Source organism: Phenylobacterium sp. J426, assembly GCF_024699945.1.
In the GTDB taxonomy this organism is placed as follows: Bacteria; Pseudomonadota; Alphaproteobacteria; order Caulobacterales; family Caulobacteraceae; genus Phenylobacterium.
This window is the reverse complement of record NZ_JAJOMY010000001.1, coordinates 2621361-2636826: the sequence shown is the minus strand read 5'-3', so window position 1 is coordinate 2636826 and position 15466 is coordinate 2621361. Positions and strand designations below refer to the sequence as shown.

20 protein-coding genes are annotated in these 15466 nt (G+C 65.9%); 4 read left to right on the top strand and 16 right to left on the bottom strand.

All coding sequences use genetic code 11. The features are described 5' to 3' along the window. Window positions 1-63: 63 nt before the first annotated feature. The 8 genes from LRS10_RS13905 to LRS10_RS13870 form a co-directional block, all read right to left on the bottom strand. Complete coding sequence (locus LRS10_RS13905) at window positions 64-687, bottom strand: hypothetical protein (RefSeq protein ID WP_257837797.1); 624 nt, start codon at window positions 685-687, stop codon at window positions 64-66. A gap of 91 nt (window positions 688-778) precedes the next feature. Continuing rightward, window positions 779-1165 carry a hypothetical protein gene (locus LRS10_RS13900; protein ID WP_257837796.1) on the bottom strand — a complete coding sequence of 129 codons (387 nt, stop codon included), beginning with the start codon at window positions 1163-1165 and terminating at the stop codon, window positions 779-781. 88 nt (window positions 1166-1253) lie between these two features. Continuing rightward, window positions 1254-2603 (bottom strand): phage major capsid protein, encoded by a 1350-nt coding sequence (locus LRS10_RS13895; protein WP_257837795.1) that lies wholly within the window; start codon window positions 2601-2603, stop codon window positions 1254-1256. A gap of 94 nt (window positions 2604-2697) precedes the next feature. Further along, window positions 2698-3909, bottom strand: coding sequence for an HK97 family phage prohead protease (locus LRS10_RS13890; RefSeq protein ID WP_257837794.1), 1212 nt, complete (start codon window positions 3907-3909; stop codon window positions 2698-2700). A gap of 17 nt (window positions 3910-3926) precedes the next feature. Continuing rightward, entirely contained in the window at window positions 3927-5348 is a 1422-nt protein-coding gene (locus LRS10_RS13885) for a phage portal protein (RefSeq protein WP_257837793.1), read from the bottom strand. Beyond that, window positions 5348-6268, bottom strand: a complete 921-nt coding sequence (locus tag LRS10_RS13880; protein ID WP_257839167.1) for a terminase TerL endonuclease subunit — start codon at window positions 6266-6268, stop codon at window positions 5348-5350. Before LRS10_RS13880 ends, LRS10_RS13885 begins: the two co-directional genes overlap by 1 nt. Beyond that, entirely contained in the window at window positions 6205-7047 is an 843-nt protein-coding gene (locus tag LRS10_RS13875) for a terminase large subunit domain-containing protein (RefSeq protein ID WP_257837792.1), read from the bottom strand. Before LRS10_RS13875 ends, LRS10_RS13880 begins: the two co-directional genes overlap by 64 nt. A gap of 53 nt (window positions 7048-7100) precedes the next feature. Then, window positions 7101-7502, bottom strand: coding sequence for a hypothetical protein (locus LRS10_RS13870; protein ID WP_257837791.1), 402 nt, complete (start codon window positions 7500-7502; stop codon window positions 7101-7103). Between LRS10_RS13870 and LRS10_RS13865 the strand changes: the two genes are divergently transcribed. Then, the gene (locus LRS10_RS13865; protein ID WP_257837790.1) at window positions 7501-7815 is read left to right on the top strand and encodes a hypothetical protein; all 315 of its coding nucleotides are present in this window, start codon (window positions 7501-7503) and stop codon (window positions 7813-7815) included. The genes LRS10_RS13870 and LRS10_RS13865 overlap by 2 nt on opposite strands. 159 nt (window positions 7816-7974) lie before the next feature. Here the strand turns inward: LRS10_RS13865 and LRS10_RS13860 are convergent, their stop codons facing one another. After that, complete coding sequence (locus LRS10_RS13860; protein ID WP_257837789.1) at window positions 7975-8358, bottom strand: hypothetical protein; 384 nt, start codon at window positions 8356-8358, stop codon at window positions 7975-7977. Window positions 8359-9163: 805 nt separating this feature from the next. Here LRS10_RS13860 and LRS10_RS13855 point away from each other — a divergent pair. Next, entirely contained in the window at window positions 9164-10198 is a 1035-nt protein-coding gene (locus LRS10_RS13855) for a hypothetical protein (RefSeq protein WP_257837788.1), read from the top strand. Beyond that, window positions 10195-10515, top strand: a complete 321-nt coding sequence (locus LRS10_RS13850) for an STAS-like domain-containing protein (RefSeq protein WP_257837787.1) — start codon at window positions 10195-10197, stop codon at window positions 10513-10515. Before LRS10_RS13855 ends, LRS10_RS13850 begins: the two co-directional genes overlap by 4 nt. A gap of 29 nt (window positions 10516-10544) precedes the next feature. Here LRS10_RS13850 and LRS10_RS13845 read toward each other — a convergent pair whose 3' ends face one another. Next, window positions 10545-10781 (bottom strand): hypothetical protein, encoded by a 237-nt coding sequence (locus LRS10_RS13845; protein ID WP_257837786.1) that lies wholly within the window; start codon window positions 10779-10781, stop codon window positions 10545-10547. Between the two features lie 131 nt (window positions 10782-10912). On the opposite strand from LRS10_RS13845, the gene LRS10_RS13840 reads away from it, so the two are divergent. Beyond that, window positions 10913-11098, top strand: coding sequence for a hypothetical protein (locus LRS10_RS13840; RefSeq protein ID WP_257837785.1), 186 nt, complete (start codon window positions 10913-10915; stop codon window positions 11096-11098). A gap of 5 nt (window positions 11099-11103) precedes the next feature. On the opposite strand, the gene LRS10_RS13835 is transcribed toward LRS10_RS13840, so the two are convergent. The 6 genes from LRS10_RS13835 to LRS10_RS13810 form a co-directional block, all read right to left on the bottom strand. Then, entirely contained in the window at window positions 11104-11448 is a 345-nt protein-coding gene (locus LRS10_RS13835) for a hypothetical protein (RefSeq protein ID WP_257837784.1), read from the bottom strand. 188 nt (window positions 11449-11636) lie between these two features. Beyond that, window positions 11637-12377, bottom strand: coding sequence for an IS21-like element helper ATPase IstB (gene istB, locus LRS10_RS13830; RefSeq protein WP_257836904.1), 741 nt, complete (start codon window positions 12375-12377; stop codon window positions 11637-11639). 9 nt (window positions 12378-12386) lie between these two features. Next, on the bottom strand, window positions 12387-13919 hold the full coding sequence (gene istA / locus LRS10_RS13825) for an IS21 family transposase (RefSeq protein WP_257839117.1): 1533 nt from the start codon (window positions 13917-13919) through the stop codon (window positions 12387-12389). 159 nt (window positions 13920-14078) lie between these two features. After that, on the bottom strand, window positions 14079-14570 hold the full coding sequence (locus tag LRS10_RS13820; RefSeq protein WP_257837783.1) for a hypothetical protein: 492 nt from the start codon (window positions 14568-14570) through the stop codon (window positions 14079-14081). Window positions 14571-14835: 265 nt separating this feature from the next. After that, a complete protein-coding gene (locus LRS10_RS13815; protein ID WP_257837782.1) occupies window positions 14836-15030 on the bottom strand; it encodes a hypothetical protein in 195 nt (64 codons plus the stop codon). Between the two features lie 59 nt (window positions 15031-15089). After that, window positions 15090-15392 carry a hypothetical protein gene (locus tag LRS10_RS13810; RefSeq protein ID WP_257837781.1) on the bottom strand — a complete coding sequence of 101 codons (303 nt, stop codon included), beginning with the start codon at window positions 15390-15392 and terminating at the stop codon, window positions 15090-15092. Window positions 15393-15466 lie beyond the last annotated feature (74 nt).

The following is a 15466-nucleotide window of genomic DNA, read 5'->3' as shown; positions in this document are numbered from 1 at the left end:
AGGGACCGGAGGCGACAACAACCGCGGTATCGCCGCTCCAGTCCGGGTACCAAATCGGCCGGGTCAACTGTGGTCCGGTCCAATGCGGTAGCGGCCGCACAGCGCCTTCAGCCCGAATGCAATCTCTTGGCCAGGGGCCTTGCCATCATCCGAGGTCGCCTCTCGGTTGTTGTAGTAGTGGCCAGCTAGGAGCCTGATGCCCTTGCGGATCGGGCTCGGGATCGAATCCCTCGTCGTTCCGAATCCGGCCGTGAAGCGAATGCGGTAGGCCTGGGCTGTCCCTGGCGCGACGTACGGCCAGACACGCCCGCGTAGATACCCCACGGTCGCGAACTCTCCGTAAGCTGGCCGAACAAAGTATCGATCCGCAGACACATCTTCGTAGCCGTCAGCTGCGAGGTAAGCGAAGCCCGTAAGCGCCGCCCCGAGCAGTGGCCGCATGGGCAGCTCGAACGTCTCTCCAAGTGCCGCCGGGAGGTAGAGCTCCCACTCTTCCTGGAGGAGCGAGCACCCACCCAGCCATCCGTCTGGCCCGGCGAGATAGTCGTACGCCGCCTCGATGTCGTCGGCGATCACACCGTCTTCGTCGTCGTCACTAATCCGCAGGTCGCGCTTGACCTCAGCGACGGTGACCACCTCCAGCTTCTCTTCCTTGGTGAGCGGGTCGGACAGCAGCCGGAGGTCCATAGATCACCCCTTCGTCAGGTAGCCGGGCGAGACAGGTTGCGGGCGCAGCTGCCGGTCGGCGTAGCGCTGCAGGTCCTTGTCGGGCCTGCGCTCAGGCTGCGGGGCCGGCTTCGCGGCGGGCGAGTTCGGCGCGGATGGCTTCATCGGCGGCTTCCTTATTGGCGATCTCCCCTCCGGTGATCTCCTTGGCGAGCTTCACTCGCGTCAGGTGGTGCAGGCCTTCCCACTCTTCGGGGATGACGACGGCCGTCGCTTCGGCGTCATCAGCGCCGTTGTCGTCTTCGTCGTCCTCGACCGAGGGCTCGCGCACGCCGTCGGGAAGGGTCAGCACCTTCGCCTTGAACAGCTTGTGCGCCTCGTCCGGCTGGAAGCCGGCGACGTCGCCCTCGCTGTAGGGCGTGAAGGCTTCGGCGACCCGCATCGCCACCAGGCCGGTAGCGCTGGCGGCGGCGAGCGCCTGGAACTGTGAGAGCTTCATGTTGGCCTCCTTGCCGAGCGGCCAGCCACGTGGCCGCTTGGGAAGGAGGCCCCCGGCCGTAGCCGGGGACCTCGCGACTAAGCCCCGCTTACGGAGCGCCCCAGCGGATGCCGGTCGCCTTGACGACGGCCTTGGCGTAACGCAGGCCGAAGTCGTGTTCCGTCTCGGCCAAGATGGCGAACATGTTCTGCTGCCAGAGGTGCAGCAGGTCGCCGCCGCCGACGTCGAGCGTCGCCTGGTCGGACACCTTCATGACGATGCCCTCCTCTTCGCCGAACAGGACGTGCTGGAAGTCGACCAGACCGATCAGCGTCTGGTCGGTGCCAGTGCCCAGGTTCGTGGGAACCTGGTTCGTCACGATCACCGGGAAGCCCTTCCAGGTCGGGTTGGCGCCCTGCAGGGTCGGGTAGGCCAGCTCGCCATCGTTGTCGCCGACGCGCATCGAGGCCAGGTACATCAGCGTCCGATAGCTCATCACCCAGCGCCAAGTATCGGAGCTGTAGATGTTGGCCGTGGTCAGCTTCAGGATCATGGCCGTGGCGAACGCGTCCAGCTCCGCCAGCGTCGGAGCCTTCGGGTTCGTGAACGTGCCGGTGACGGTCTGAATGCCCGACTTATTGAAGATGCCGGTCGGATTGGCTCCCGAGCCGGTGCCGAGGTAAGCGGCCAGGTCCATCGTCAGCGACAGAGCGTTCTGCAGGTCGCCGCGGACGTAGCCCTCGATGTTCCCGACGGTCCACTTCCGAGCCTCGTTCGTCAGCGGGACAATGCCGGCCAGCTTCTTGGCCTTCATGTCGATGGCGTCGAAGGTCGGCGTGCTGACCGGCTTCAGGCCGCCCTCACCCACGTACGAAGCCGTCGCGCCGGTCGCGCCGCGGCCCTGCTTAAAGGCGCCGTTGACGAGTTGAACGCGGGTCGGGTTCGCGCCGAGGAACGTCGAACGGGCCCGCAGCAGCGGGACGATGCCGCCAGCCAGTTGGGTCGGAACCAGGATCCCGCCTTCCGTGGTTTCGCCGGTGTTGACGAAGCCCTGCGGCGCCTTAACCCGCAGTTCCTTGGCCAGAGAGCCGTAGCCCTCCTGGTCGAGCAGATCGAAGACGGCCTTCTGCGGAGCACCCTTGCCGACCTTGATAATGGCCGCGGCGGTCAGCGAGAGCTTCTGGTCGAGGCCCATCTTCTGTTCCGGGCGCGGCTCGATCCGCTGGCCGCCTTCCGGCTCACCGGCCGGCGCGTCGGCCGGACGGGCCGCCTTGGCGGCGGCGGCTTCGGCCTTCTCGGCCAGATCAATCTTCTTCTCGATGCCCTCGATCTCGTTGAGAGCGTCTTCCAGCGCCTTGACCTGATCGTCAGTGGCGTCGGCCGCCATGGCCTTCGCCTTGATGGCCGTGAGGTTGCCCAGCTTCTCACGCAGCAGGGCGCGCAGTTGCTCCAGGTCCATGCCTGAGCCTCCTATGCTTTTGGGGATGAGGGCGCCCCCCGCAGAGGCCCTCGGGTGTTGCGCCCCTGCTGGGGCTTTCGGCTGCGGCCGAAACTTAGGCGGCGAGCTTCGCCGTCAGTCGTTCTTCGATGGCCGCGGCTCGAGCCACAGCCGCTTCCTTGGCGGCCGCATCAGCCGGAGCCGGATTCTCCGGCTCATGCTCGACCTCGGGCGCTTCAATCTCTTCAACGGTCTTCCCCAGGGCCTTGGCGATGAAAGCCTTCACCTGATCGAACAGACCGGGCGGAGCCGGCTCAGGTAGGGCCTTCGTCGGCGCCACGACGAGCTTCAGGCGATCAGCCGCGATCCCGCGGAACATCCCCTGCCACTTCGGCGTCACGAACTCTACGGCCAGGGCGTGAGCGCCGGCCTTCGCGCCCTCCTCGACGATCCAGCTATCGATGACCTCGCCCCTGGCCTCGCCGATGTCTTCGAACGGCGCGCCCTTGTTCTCTTCGTGCGTCAGGTCGAGCACGACCTCGGCGCCAACAAAGGTGCGGGCTTCGTCCTGGGACTTCGCCTTGAGCTCTGCACCGACGGCGAAGGTCGCGGGGCGGCGGAGCAGATCCTTCGAGATCACGACACTGGAGCGCGCAGCGCGAGCGCTCTTGAAGGCCGCCTCGAACTCTTCTCGCGGGATCAGGAGGCCTGTCTCCGGGTGCTTGGCCCAGTTGTCGAGCACATCCTCAAGGATCTCGCGGGCGATCGTGTCGCCGCCCAGCGCGGCCTTGGCCATTGCGCCCGGATTGGCCGGGATCAGGCACGGAGAGCACTCAACAAGCTCCCACTCATGGATCATCCAACCCGGCCAGAAATAGCTGTCGCGCTTGTCCTCGGGGACCTCCCGGCGCTCGACCGACTTAGGAATGAAGCCGATGCTGCACGCCCGCAGCGTGCCGCCAGCAATGTGGCGGGCGACGCGGTCAGCCATCTCGTCTTCGCCCTCGGCCAGGAGGATGAGATCGCCCTCCAGGCGCTTCGGGCGGCCGGTGAGCAGTTGCTCGACGTTGGCCCAAGATCCGACGGCGAAGTCGTAGCTGCGGTGAGCGAATGGGGCGGCGGGGTTCTTCAGGAACTCAGTCAGATCGCCGCCGGCCTGAACGATGATGTCGCGGTCGCGGTCTTCCTGCTCGGTGGACATGATAAAGCGAGCGCTGCGCTTGTCCGCGTCCCACGAAGGTGGCGCCTTGTTCGCCTTCACCAGCACGTTGCCGGATTTCACGAAACCCTCACGGGCCGACAGGAATTCGTCGATCAGGTCAGCCATGTCGGGACTCTCTCTGGTCAGGCGACGACGCGGAGGCGCGCGCGCTTGGCGTCGTCGGCCTCTTCGTCATCTTCGGTTTCAGGAGCCTCTTCGTCGGGCTCCTCAGGTTCGTTCTGGTCGGGAGCGGCCTGGCCCGTGGCGGCTTGGATTACGCGGCCGTCGCGGTCCACCAGCGCCATGTTGACCGGCACCATCCGCACGTCACCGCCGGGGATCGGGTTGACGCCGTAGTAGCGGACCCGCGCCTCGTTGATCTCAAGGGCGCCATTCTTGAGCCCACTGTCGACCAGCTTCGCCATGCTTGCCGGATCGCCTTGGAGCAGCTCGGTTTCATCGTGCTCCGGCCAGTAGGTCCCCCACTCCTTTCGGGGCAGGAGTTCGTTCCTGAACTTCTCGGCGATGTTGCGCGTGATCGGGATCAGGCAATCGGCGGCGTACTGCAGGTTCAGCGCCGCCTGGTTGTCGTACTTGATGCTCTCCAGCGCGTAGATCTTGGACGGCGGCACTTCCATCAGGCCGCAGACGCGAAGCACCTGCTGATTGAACGCGCCCGTGGTGAGTGCCTGGTCCGAGTTCATAGCGACCGATTTCGCCTTCAGCCCCGCCTCGAGGAGGATCGGGTCGCCTCGGGTGCGAAGCTTGCGCGTGCGTTCCGCCAGCTGGTCCTTCAGGCGCCGGAACGCCGCATTGGCCTGCTCGCCCTCGAAGGCGCGATCTGTCTCGAATACCAGCGGGGTCTGGCCGTCGTTGCCGAAGAGGTTGGTCTGGTACGAATTGATCGCGCCGAGCAGCTCAAAGATCGGGTTGCCGAGGACCGCATTCGACAGGCCGCTCAGCCCATCCCACATGCGGCCACGGAGGTGGATCACACGGCTGGCCGGCAGGATAACGCTGGCGCCGCCCAGCTGTGCAGTCTCGAACTCGGTGTATGCGGCAAACTCGTAGAACAGCCGGCCGTCCTCGCTCACCCGGCGCCGGGTCCGCCCAGGCATCCAGGGCAGTAGCTCGGTAACTGTCCCGTCGCGGCGGATGTCCTTGATGACGTAGGCGTTCTGGGCGACCTCCAGATGAAGGATCACCATCCGCCAGAACTCGGTCCACGAGTGGATGTCGTTCGGACGCTCGCTAAGCATCGCAGCGAGCCAGTGCTCATCAGGCTCGACGATACTCCACGACCTTCCGCGGCCGCGCTTCCACAGCAGCATCTCGGCCTTGGCGATGTCGCGGGCCTTAACCGAAGCGCACTGGATCGCGAGCCCCAAACCGACCGCCTCGGCAGCGTTTCGGCCCCGCAGGATCGATCCGTCCAGGCCGAGCTCTGACCATTGGTACTCCTGCCCGTACAGATTGGCCGGCAAGCTGTAGTCCATGGTCGATCCGACGATCTCGCCATCGGACTTCGCGCTCACGCCGCCGAAGATGTCCCAGAGCTCTTCCATCAGGGTTCTCCGGCGAGGCCTCGGCTCATGTACGGGTTGACCTGCTCGCGTTCGCGCTCGGACTTGCCGAGCACGCCGGCCTCATGATCGAGGCGCAGGGCGTTGGCGATGACGAAGCCGTCGAAGCCATCGATGTTGGCTTTCGAGCCCCGCCGCTCCTTCTTCGGAAGGACGTTGTCGTTGTTGTCCCAGTGGCCGACGACGTTCCCTGCGCACCACGTCGAGATCGGGTTTCCGTCGTGCTGGAAGCGAGCCGGCTCGTTCACCCGACCGATGATGTCCTCGGTCGAAGGCGTGAGGCTCTTGGCGTTCTTCCGAACGATGAAGACCCTGTAGCCGGCGTCCTCGATTTCCTTGGCCATCAGGTTGGCCTGGTAGTCGTCGAGCCCGACCCCGATCACGTTGTGACCTTCGAGGCGCGCCAGGATCCGCTTCAGGATCACCTTGTAGTCGATGAAGGCGCCGGGCGTCAGTTCTAGCCAGCCCTCCTGCGCCCACCCCATGAAGGCTTCGGAGAAGCGGTCATCCTTCAGGCGCTCGGCCTCTTCGCATAGCCAGTAGTCGCCGGTCAGGTAGACCGTCTCGCCGACCCAGCTGAGGTACTGCGCGGTGTTCAAATCGGACCGGCTGGCCAAGTCGATCCCGACGAACAGCGGGAAGCCCTTCATCGCATCCAGCGTGAGAGCCGGGTCGGCGCATGCTTCCCAGCGCTCAACGCTGATCAGGTTGCCCGCCGCCCGCGCCCAGATGTCGAGGCGGGTCCTGAGATACTCCTGACGCTTGGCCTCCGACTTTCTGGCCTCAGCGATCTCCTCCTCCAAGGAGACCGGGTTGAGCGACACGCCGTACAGCGGGTTCAGCTTCTCGACGGTGGCGAGATCGAAGGCTCGAGCCTTGTCTTCCTCGTCACCCGCATACATCGCCACGAACTGCCGGGGGCCTTCAGACGTCCCTCCAGCACCGCGACGCAAGCCTTCCAGTCGTCATGCGCCGCAGCGTTGATGTCGCGCCCGGCTGTGCTGATCCCGAGGTCTAGCGGCGCCTGTCGCGCGCCCTGCGCGGTCTTGAGCACCCCGATGACGGCCTGATCCTGCGCATGCAGCTCTTCCTGGAGCAGCACGTGCGGGTTCAAGCCGTCGAGGTTCTTGGCTCGGCTGTGGGCGAGCTTGATGACCCCGCCGGTCTGTCCGAACGAGGCTTCGTCGCGAGTGTGTGACGCCCCGAGCGCGTCAGCCAAGTCCTCGTCTTTGTCGAGCGTCGCCCGGATTGCGCCGTACGGGATGCCCGCCTGTGCTTCCGAGCCGGCGCTGATGACGGCTTCTGCTCCAGGCTCGCCTTCGTAGTTCGTGCAGAAGAGCACGATCCCGACGCTCAGCGTGGTTTTGGCGTTCTTGCGAGGTATCCAGAGCCGAACGTTGCGAACCCACCGCAGCCCGGTCCGGCGCTCCCGAAGCCCGAAGATCGCGGCGAGCCACCAGCACTGCACCGGCTCCAGCACGATCGTGCCGTCGAAAGCTTTTACGTGCGGTAGCTTCTCGATAAAGGCACACACGTCGACGACATGCGCGTCCGACCACACCATCGGTCCGCCAGCCAGCGCCTCGCGGCGCATCCGCAGGAACCGCTCACAGGCGAGGACTTCGAAGCGACAGGCCGGCACCCGTCCGGCCATCACCTCTTCGGCGTACCAGACGCCCATCCCGACGTAGTCCGGGTAGCTTTCCCCCTTCGAGCTCGACCGGCTTGAAGTGCTTAGCGGCGACGGTGCGCGAAACCGACGCGCGCGTAGCGGTTGGTCGGCGCCTCGCGTGGCGCGGCGATAGGCTTGTCGATGTCATCGATGCCCAACTGGCTCCGCGCTTTGTCGAGATTGGCGAACCAGGAGCCTCGGACCTGCTTCCCCTCGGCTGCTGCCTTCGTGATGGCGTCGAACTGCATGGCGTAGCTCGACAGGGTCCGGTGTGCGCCCGCCGTAAGCCGGCCGGCGTCGAACAGCATACGGGCGACCGTGTCGTACTCGCCCCGGGCCTCGTCCGTGCTCAGCGGGAAGAGGCACCGCGGAATTTCTCGGAAGGCCGGGTGCGCCACCACTCTCGGATCGCCGCCTCCGACCTGGGCGGGCGCCGCCGCTTCCCTACGCTGCGCCTGCGCCATGGCCGACGTCACCTCTCAGTATGGGCCTCGTCTCTGGCTCGTCACACCACTGAACGATCAGATGCAGCTGTCCGGTTCGCCGAGCGAAGTCCTCAAGGCGGCCCTTCCAGCCGTGGTGCGTCGTGCAAAGCGACCAAAGGCCGGCGTCGGAGCAGTGCACGTCGCCGCCGTCCTGGACCGGGAATTTGTGGTCGACGACGTCGACGGCGGTAAGCCGATCCTGTTCCAGGCACACCGCGCAGAAGGGATGACGCTTACGGTACTGCGCCGAACGAGCGTCCCACCTCGCGTCATAGCCGCGGGCTCGCGGTGAGGTTCGGCGCTCCCGAACGCTCTTCAGGATCCGGCCTGCTGTCGGCGAGGCCCGAAACACCTGCGGCATGAGGGCTCCGGATTTTTTCAACTATGCGCGCGGTTTTTTACGCCCCCGCCGGTCCCGGCCGATCTTCCCCGTCTGTTAACCAGACCCCCCCTACCCCCGCAGCTCGGCAGCGCGGGGCTGTGATGGGGCCTCGACGTCCCAGGGCCACCGGCCGAGGGCTCGGCAGTAAGCCTGTACGGCCACGACTGCGGCCTCTTCCAGATCGGCAAGGCCCTTGCTGACCGGCTCACCGGCGGCATGGCGCAGTGCGGTGCTCGCCTTCATCCCGAGCCATTCCGCCAGTGCGGCGTGGAGCGGGTCGTGATCTCGTGTCATTGCGGCGAGGTCATCGCCGTAGCCGAGGCGCTTGGCGGTCTGACGCTGCCCCTCGCTGTTCTGCGGGTGTGCGTGGACCTCGGCGCCGCTCGGCAGTGTGGTCACCACCCACGAGGGTCCGACCAGACATCGCGTCCTGCCGAACTGCAGGGTTCGCATCAGGCTCTCAGGACCGCCGCGAGGATGACCGCAAGCACGAGGCCGAGGAATACGCCAGCCGCGAACCCTTCGAACCGGGCGTCGCTGAGCTGTCTGCGCTCTCGCCTCGCTTGCTCAGTCTTGCTGTACGGGGTCGGTGGAGGCGGCGGAGGTGGTGGGCGGCTCACGCCGAACGCCCCTCAATCTTGCGCTCTTCGTACTCGCTCGGCCTCCCGACGGGTCGGCGCTCGTCGGTGTGGGTCATTGTGGCCTCGGTGTTCGGGCTCGACGCGCGGGCTCACGCCCAACCTGCCGCGGGTGGTCTATGGCATTGTCAGAGGGCAGTTGGCCTTGCGACTATCAGAGCTGCCTTGAAGCCAGGGAGTCTTCGCGGGTTCCGCTTACTGGCTCTCGCCGCCTGTGCTCAGGCCGACGCGTCGATCTTCGTGGCGCCGAAAATGCCAATCTCCCTGGCATTTCAGCGCAATTCTGTTGTTGGGCCAGCGGCTTAGCCGAGGCGCCGAACTTGCGCTTCGCACCTCTCCACCCGAGCTAGCCTTGCGCCGCAGCTCAGTACGTAGACGGGGATCGGGCACGAAAAAGCCCCGGCGGTGAGGCCGGGGCTCCGAACGCGGTTCCCCGCGCCTTAGCCATAGATCGTCGAAAGCTACCGGGCTGTCAAATAGCTATGGACAAATGATGAGCAAGGGAGCGGCGGATGCTATCGCAAAAGAGATGAAACGACTCTCACCCCGTCAGAAGATCAAGCACCTCCGGCTGCAATCGAAGCGAGCCAGAAGCCCTGCGGCGGCGCGACGGATCCGGATTGAATCGCATCTCGGAACTTGATCTGCTCGTCCGGAAACATCTCGCAGAACTCAGCTTCCAGCCGATTAGTAAGAAGCGCATTCCCATTGTCGTGCCCAGAACGCTTTCACTACGTGAGAACTACGGCGAGACAGTCAAACTCGTGCACGCAATCCGAACGTATGCTCTTGATGGCTTCAAGCCACTTGATTTGTACTTTGATGGCGTGCAGACAGTCGAGCCCGCCGCTTTGATGGTGCTTACGGCTGAAATTCAGCGCTGCCGCAATCTCCGAAAGATCGGCGGCAAGCCGCTCGTGCATGGGACCTATCCGAAATCGCCCACAGTCCATGAAACGCTGAGGCGGATGGGCTTCTTCAAGCTCCTGCAGATCGACGAGAACGTGCCTGAGGGGGCGGGTGACCCGCCGGAAAGTGACGTTCTGGTAGTGCCGTTCCTAACGGACGCCGAAGTGAAGACAGAGCGCACAGCAGAGTTCTTAGACATCCTCACCCGAATAATCTCCGGCGTGGTCGAGATGGATGATCGCGCAGAGCGATACCTATACGGCGCGATCATCGAAGCAATGAAGAACGCTGGCGAGCACGCGTACAAACTCAAGCCTCAACATCAGGCGATGGGCCGGCGCTGGTGGCTCAGTGGAGCGCTCGATCTCGCGAGGAAGGAAGTTTCCATCCTGCTGTTCGACCAAGGTGTTGGGATACCAGCCACGCTCGAGCCTGACCTGAAAACCTACGCAGAATCCCTAGCCAGCGACCTGCGAATCCACCCGTCCGATAGCTTGATGATTGAGGTCGCTACTAGGTCGGGTCAAACCTCCACTGGGCAGGCGGGCCGGGGCCAAGGCTTCGCCAGCATGCGGAAATTCGTCGACGCCTGCGACGATGGAGATCTCCTTGTTTACAGCAATTTTGGCCTATATTCGTATTCTCGCGCGGGTAGCTCTAGGTCTGACGAGGGCACGTCGCTGGGTGGAACTCTGATTCAATGGCGCTTTCGACACTCGGAGAAAATCACGGGGCTCGACGCGTGAGAATCATCTCGGTCGCGAAGGACTTCTCGCGCGCGCCTGGTCCGCGCTACATCCGTCAGGGCGACTGGAGCGGCGAGAAATTCCGGAAGCTCCTCGTCAAGGAGTTGCAGCAGCACGACGTGATCACGGTGAACCTCGACGGCACCCGTGGATATGGATCGTCGTTCCTCGATGAGGCCTTCGGTGGGCTGGTACGTAGCCGCGCTCTGTCTAAGGCAGAGGCGCTCCGACGCGTCCAGATCGTATCGGATGAGGATCCCACATATCGAGACGAAGCGATCGCTTCGATTAAGATCGCCGAGCCCATCGACAGTTGAGCGACGCCAGTAGCGCAGAGCTGCGCAGATCAGAGCCCGAGCCCCTGGTGCTCGACGAACTGGCGTTTGAACCCTGGTATCAGCGCGATTTTGTGGCGCTGCAAGCACCACCAATCGACGTAGCGGTGGTGGCGCCCCGCCCCACCTTCGGCACAGCCATGCTGATGGGTACGCCAACCATTCTGGTCGGCCTGATCGGCCTCTTCGTCGTTCACCACCTTTCCAAACTTCGTCAGCGTCGCGACGAGACATTCAAGATCGTCCAAAATGTCCGCGAGCTGGTGATCTCAGCAGCGGGGACGCGGTCGCTATCTGGAAGCAGCCGGAAACAGCAGCCCGCCGTGAGGCGGTCGAGCAACTGGTCACGAAATTCAACCGCTTGGGGAAGCACCTCCAGATGCTTTCCGCCCGCGACCAGAAGATCTTCAAGCTGGGGGACGAGTTGGTGCGGCTGCGGCGCTTTGCGACCGAAGATGTTGAAGTCGCGGCACCAGACAACGAAGGTCGACGGCAAGACATTATGCTGGCCGCGCTTGATTTCGAGTTGGCACTCGATCGAGCGTTCGTGAAGAAGTACGGCTGATCGACCTACGCCGCCAGCGCCCCTCTTACCGGCACATCCTCGATCAGCCAGCTGGCGCCAATCTCGCGTGCAGCCTCGACCACGTCGCTGGTCAGCGTGTCCGGGTTCGCCTTGAACCAGGATCCGTGGCTGTGCACGCCGCGGAGCTTCGGCTTCACCGCGTCGACGAGGCGTTTCGCGAGCGGCGCGCCAGCGGTCCAGATGATGATCGCTTGCTCGAGACGAACCGGGCTCTTGGCGCGAAGGTTCGCGACCGCCTGGCGAGGATCCGACGCGGTGCTCAGGTTCGTGAGCCAGCCGCCAGCGTGCCAGACGGCCGCGATGAGGATGCCGTAGTCGTTGGAGACCATCGGCAGCAGCCCTGCCCGGCGCGCTGCTTGGACGATGGCCGCGTCGTAGACGTCCTCGGCCCATCTGCGGATTCCGACGATGCCGCCCAGCTATTCCGAGATGATCTCGCCCGCTGTTCCGATCTGATGCCGCCCAGCGGCACAGCCTTCATCGACAGGTTTCATCTGTCTGGGGTTCGGCCGGCTGGTCAAGCCTGATCGGCGGGTTTCGGGCGGCGCAGGGAGTCGCCGCTGAGGTCCAGGCGGTGGGCGTTGTGGACGAGCCGGTCGAGGATGGCGTCGGCGTAGGTGGCCTCGCCGATGACGGTGTGCCAGGCCGAGACCGGTAGTTGGCTGGTGACGATGGTGGAGCGCCGGCCGTAACGGTCCTCGAGGATCTCGAGCAGGTCGTGACGTGCCTGGGCGTCGAGCGGCTCCAGGCCCCAGTCGTCCAGGATCAGCAGTTGCACGGCGCCCAGGCTCTTGAAGCGGCGGCCGATGCTGCCGTCGCCGTGCGCCAGCGCCAGCTCGTCGAAGAGCTTGGGGACGCGGACGTAGAGCACCGAGCGGTTGTCGCGGCAGGCTTTGTGGCCGAGCGCGCAGGAGATCCAGCTCTTGCCCACCCCGGTCGGGCCGCAGATCACCAGGTTCTCGGCCGCGTCGATCCAGTGGCTTTTGAGCAGCGTCGTGAGGACGCCGCGGTCCAGTCCGCGGGGGGCGCGGTAGTCGATGTCTTCCGGGACGGCGTGGTGGCGCAGCCGCGCATGGCGGAGCCGGGCGCCGAGACGCTTGTCCTGTCGGTGCACGGTTTCACGGTCCAGCAGCAGCGCCAGCCAGTCGGCATGTCCCAGGCCGCCGGCTTCGGGGTTGTCGAGCAGTTCGCGGAAGGCCTTGGCCATGCCTTGGAGGCCCAGGACGTTGAGCTGGTCGAAGGTGGGATGGGTCAGCATCAGATCTCCTCAGTGGTAGTAGGTTGAGCCGCGGATGTTGGGGTGGGCGACGGCGCCGCCGGCCTCGCCGTCGCGCCGCCGGACCGGTTGGCCGTCGAGCCGGTTGTCGAGGATGGATTTGACCGCGCCGTAGCTGCGCGCGCTCACCAGCAGGGCGCGCTCGCAGGCCGCCTCCAGGCGCGCGACGCCGTAGACCTTGGCCAGGCGCACGATCCCCATCGTGGTGCGGAAGCCCTGTTCGGGGTGCGGCCGGTGCTCGAGGATCACCTGGCAGAGCAGCGCCACGGAAGGGCCGCAGGCCCGCGCCTCGCTCAGGATCCGCTCGATGGTCCAGTCGCTGTAGCGGCGGTGGCTGGCCGGCATGTGCTCGCTGAGCGTGGTGTGTTTGCCGTCGCCGGAGCCACGCAGGTGGGCGGCGATGCGCTCGCCGTGCAGGAAGATCTCCACGGCGCGGGCGGTGAGCCGCACCTCCACCGTCTCGCGGGCGTGACGGTAGGGGACGGAGTAGAAGTGGCCGTCGACGTCGACGTGGTAGTCCAGCCCCACCTTGCGCACGCGCCATTCGGCGAGGGCATAGGGCTCGGCCGGCAGGGCTTTAAGCCGCGGGGCGTCGATCTCCGCGAAGAGCTGGCGACGGGTGCGGCGCTGATAACGCCGGACCTGCTGCTCGTTGAGCCAGACCAGCAGCTCGCCCAGGGCGGCGTTCACCTCGGCCAGGCTGTAGAAGCGTCGATGGCGCAGCTTGCCGAGCAGCCAACGCTCGGCGATCCGCACTGCGGCTTCCACCTTGGCCTTGTCCCGCGGCCGCCTGGGCCGCGCCGGCAGCACCGCGGTGTCGTAGTGGGCGGCCAGCTCGCCGTAGGTGCGATTGACCTGCGGGTCGTAGAGGCAGGCCTTGATGATCGCCACTTTGGGGTTGTCCGGCACCAGCAGCCGCGGCGCGCCGCCGAAGAAGGCGAAGGCCTGCACGTGGCCGTCGACCCAGTCGGGGAGCTTCTCGCTCCAGGTGGCGCAGGCGAAGGTCAGGCTGGAGGCGCCCAGCACCCCGACGAAGATGTGCGCCGGCTGTGTCTTGCCGCTGCGGCGGTCGATGATCACCGGCACGGTGTCGCCGGCGTAGTCGACGAAGAGCTTGTCGCCGCCAAGATGCGTCTGGCGCATCGTCACCGGCAGGCGGGCTTCCCAGCTGCGGTAGAGCTCGCAAAATCGGCTGTAGCGATAGCCGTCCGGATAAGCCTCGATGTACTCGTCCCACAGGATCTGCAGGGTGACGTGCTTCTTCTTCAGCTCGCGGTTGAGCGCCGCCCAGTCCGGCTCGGCGCGCCGACGGAAGCCCTGCTTTGTCCTGCTCTCGCCGTAGAGCCGGTCTTCCAGCTCGCTGTCCGTCAGATCCAACGGCAACGGCCAGGCGAGACCGGATTCTTCGAAGCGCCGCGTCATCTCGCGGAACGTCGACGGGGCGATCCCCATCCGGCGGGCGATCTCCCGCCCGCCAAGCCCGGCGTCCAGGCGCAGCCTCAACATCTCGCGCACGCGGCGCATCGCAATCCTCTCCGTCGGCATCGGCCTCTCCTCGAAAGGAGGAGAGCCTAGCGTCGGCGAAGGCCTGGACCGCCGGGCCGCCTGGGCGGGATCATCCCGGATCCTGGGCGGCGTTATCCCGGAACGGTGGGCGGGATCACTTCGGAATGGTGGGCGGCATCAAATCGGAACGGCGGGCGCGATCACGTCGGAATCCGCAGCCCATCGTCCCGAGAGCCCGAACACCTCGCCGATCCTGTCCCAAGGCCACGGGCTGCTCTCGCCGTTGTCACGAGCGAACACCTCGAAAGCCCGCAGCTTCACGACGGTGTAGTAGGGCTTCCTCAAGCCATCGAGCAGGGCCAGCGCCTTCGGCATGTCGCTGACCTGGGCGGCCGTCGGCTCCCAGCGGGCCCGCGGCGTTTCCTGCGCCTCTTCGCCGACGCGGTCGCTGAACTCCACCAGGTGCTGCGGGATGCCGGCGGCGCGGAGCTGCGCCGGTCCCTCCCCTCGCATGACGTCGAGCGTCAGCATGGCCGAGTGCAGCCGATCGATGACGGCGGCCTTCACGAGCCGCAGCTGCTGCTTCTCGGGTCCGCTCAGCGTCGCCTTCGGCCGCTCGCCCTCGTACTCGGGCTTGAACATCGTGTCGGTCGGGGTCGGCTTGCTCATAGGCCACTCGCTCGTGCGATTGCGGTTCGGATGATGGCGCGGCCGGCGGCGTCCATGACGCGTTCGGCTCGCGGCGACGTGCACCACCAGGCGCGGGTGTTCTGATCGACCTCGCCGCGCTTGCGGAAATAGGCCTTGAGGCGCCGGTGGCGCACCTTCGCCCACATCGGAGCTGAGCGCTTGTGCTCAGGGCAAAGCCACCACGCCCATGAGCCCTTCTTGGAGCGGCGGCAGAACGGGACAGCGCAGGGGGTGCGAGGCGGGGTCATCGGCTGGCCTGCTCGAGGGCCTGCCGCCCGGCTTCGGTGATCACGAAGCGCAGGTCTCCGATGCGGCTATCGCGCTCGGGAAGGCGCTGTGCGAAGCCAGCGGTTTCGAGCGACACGAGCGCGCCGACCTGAGCGTCGTTGGTCGGCGGCATGCCGTCAGGCCACTCCAGCAGCCTCCGGAGCGCCAGCATTTGCCGCTCGGTCTGACGCTGTAGCCGCTTCACGATCTGCGCTTCGGTTGGCCGTCCCATCACCCCTCCCCCTTCCGGAACAGCGCCTCAGCGGCAGACGTCTTGGGCTCGGACTGGAAGGCTGGGGCTCCAGCCACGACGGCGCCGGCGAGAGCGCAGTGCAGGGCCGCTTCCCCATGCCCGTCGGCCACGAACGCCCCGAGCAGCCGTGTCAGCCGCTCACTGGCCCGTCGACGCACGACCGGATCGGGCGGCAGCCTGTCGAGGAAGGCGGCGAAGGCCTGGTCTCCGAGGCGGTCGGCGATGGCCCGCTTCTGGCGCTCGGCCGGCGTGGGGGCGCGTCTGGTGGCCAGCGCTTTCACGCCACACCTCGGCGCGTCAGTCGCGGGTCGCCACGAAGGCGAGCCCGCGCGGCTTCAGTGCAGCTGAGATTCAG